The sequence below is a fragment of the Nonomuraea sp. NPDC003201 genome, from assembly GCF_053590415.1.
Genome location: NZ_JBSFTC010000678.1, coordinates 1 through 2072, shown reverse-complemented (window position 1 = coordinate 2072; position 2072 = coordinate 1). Strand labels below are relative to the sequence as shown.

General features: G+C 75.8%; 1 protein-coding gene. It reads right to left on the bottom strand.

Features of this window, described 5'->3' with window-relative positions:
* Positions 1–58: 58 nt before the first annotated feature.
* Positions 59–2072 (bottom strand): type I polyketide synthase (locus ACWDX9_RS62655; protein WP_449973343.1); only part of this gene is annotated, 2014 nt, incomplete at its 5' end.

The following is a 2072-nucleotide window of genomic DNA, read 5'->3' as shown; positions in this document are numbered from 1 at the left end:
GCGGCGCGTCACAGGGTACGTCTGGCAGTTCGCCACGCCCATAGGACCAATGCCACCGTCAGGGCCAGCAGCACCCACGCGAGTTGAGGCCGGACGACGCGATCGCGGCGACCACGTCCGTACGGTCTCCCAGCAGCCGCGCCGCCTCGTCGAACGGCAGCTGCACCATGGCCATCGCGCCGCGACCGGCGACCCGCCGCAGCAGCCGGGACCGCCGGCAGATCAACCGGGCCCCGTCGAGGCGGCTCAGCGCCCCGGCCGTCACGGCGGCGGCGATCTCGCCGACCGAATGGCCGATGACCGCGTGCGGGCGCACCCCGTACGCACGCCACAGCTCGACGAGGCCGAGCTGCATCGCGAAGATCATGGTCTGGATCCGGTCCACGTCGATCAGCTCGTCCTCGGTGAGCACCTTCCGTGGCGAGAAGCCGATCTCGACGGAGAACACCGGCTCCAGCTCGTCGATCACCGCGGCGAACGCCGGCTCGGTCTCCAGCAGCTCCCGGCCCATGCCGGCCCACTGCGAGCCGTGTCCGGAGAACACGAACACGGGGCCGGGGCCGGGGTCGATGAGCACCCGCCCGGTGGTCACGGCGTCGTGCGGGGTGCCGGCCGACAGGGCGCGCAGCCGCACGGCCAGCGCGGCCGGATTGTGTGCCGCCACCACCGCCCGGTGCGGCAGATGGGCCCGGCGCAGGGCGAGCGTGTGCCCGACGTCGGCCGCCGGCAGGCTACCGGCGACGTCGGCGAGGTTGCCGGCGGCCTGCCGCAGCGCCGCCCGCGACGCGGCGGACACCGGGAACAGCCGGCCAGCGGCCCCTTGGGCGGAAAGTCCCAGAATCCCTTCGGCGGACGGTCCCGAGATCCCTTGGGCGGACGGCTCTGCGGCCCCTTCGGCGGACGGCCGGGCCGGCGGCGCCTCTTCGAGGACGACGTGGGCGACGGTGCCGCCGTAGCCGAAGGCGGAGACCGCGGCCCGGCGCGGATGCACGGAGCCGGGCCACGGCGTCGGCGCGGCCACCACCCGCAGCCCGGCGCCCTCCCAGTCGACGGCCGGCGTGGGCGTGTCGAGCCGGCTCGGCGGGATCTCGCCGCGTTCGAGCGCCAGGACGGCCTTGACCAGGCCGGCGATGCCGGCGGCACCCTCGAGGTGGCCGATGTTGGACTTGGCCGAGCCGATCAGGCACGGCTGCTCCGGCGGCCGGCCCGCCCCGTACACGGCGCCCAGCGCGCCGGCTTCGAGGGGGTCGCCGACCGCGGTGCCGGTGCCGTGCGCCTCGACGTAGCCGACCGTGCCCGGCTCGACGCCCGCCTGCCGCAGCGCGCGGCGCATGACGTGCTCCTGCGCCTGGCCGCACGGCGCCATGATGCCCGCGGTGCGACCGTCCTGGTTGACCGCGCTGCCGCGGATGGTCGCGAGGATCCGGTCCCCGTCCCGTACGGCGTCGGCGAGCCGCTTGAGCACCACCACCACCGAGCCCTCGCCCCGCCCGTACCCGTCGGCGGCGGCGTCGAACGACTTGCTGCGCCCGTCCGGTGCCAGGGTGCCCGCGGCGTCCAGGGTGAGCGTCTCGCCCGGGGACAGGATGAGGTTGACCCCGCCGGCCAGCGCCACGTCGGTCTCGCCGGCCCGCAGGGCCTGCACCGCCAGGTGGACGGCCACCAGCGACGCCGAGCAGGCCGTGTCCACCGCCAGGCTCGGGCCGCGCAGGTCGAGCGCGTACGACACGCGGTTGGCGACCGCGCAGCCGGCGGCGCCGATCCCGGTCCACGCCTCGATGTCGGGCAGGTCCTCCAGCAGCCGGTGCCCGTAATCGCCGGTGCAGACGCCCACGTACACGCCGGCGTCCGTGCCGGCCAGCGCGTCCGGGGACACCCCGGCGTGCTCCAGCGCCTCCCACGCGGTCTCCATCACGAGACGCTGCTGCGGGTCCATCAGCTCCGCCTCGCGCGGCGAGAGCCCGAAGAACTCCGCGTCGAAGTCGGCCACCCCGTCCAGGAAGCTGCCGTGCGCGAGGGTACGGCGCACCGCCGCCGCGTACGACGGGCCGCGGTCGGCGTAGTCGCGCCAG